This is a genomic window from Methylobacterium frigidaeris, assembly GCF_022179185.1.
Lineage (GTDB): Bacteria > Pseudomonadota > Alphaproteobacteria > Rhizobiales > Beijerinckiaceae > Methylobacterium > Methylobacterium frigidaeris.
Map to the genome: position 1 here is coordinate 1 of NZ_BPQJ01000157.1, position 381 is coordinate 381.

Annotated in this window: 1 pseudogene; it reads left to right on the plus strand. The window is 71.1% G+C overall.

The annotated features are described in order from the left end of the window. Positions 1-381: pseudogene (locus MFF64_RS36660) on the plus strand (D-alanine--D-alanine ligase A); the annotation flags it as partial.

A 381-nucleotide genomic window follows, 5' to 3' on the forward strand; every position in this document is an offset into this window, starting at 1 on the left:
GAGCGAGGGCGACGTGATCCTCCCCGTCGGCCCGGCCAACCGCGAAGTCGTCTACAGCGAGCCCGGATCGGTCCCCAAGGCCCTGGGCGAGGTCGACGTCGTCTTCCCCGTGCTGCACGGCCCCTACGGCGAGGACGGCACCCTCCAGGGCCTCCTGGAGCTCCCCGGAGTCCCGTACGTCGGTGCGGGTGTGCTCGCCGCGGCCGTCGGCCAGGACAAGGAGTACATGAAGCGGGTGTTCACCTCCTTCGGGCTGTCCGTCGGCCTGTACGTGGGGATCCGCGCCCGTGAGTGGGAGCGCGCCGAGTCCGCCGCCCGCAAGAAGATCATCGACTTCGCGGGTGAGCACGGCTGGCCGCTGTTCATCAAGCCCGCGCGCGC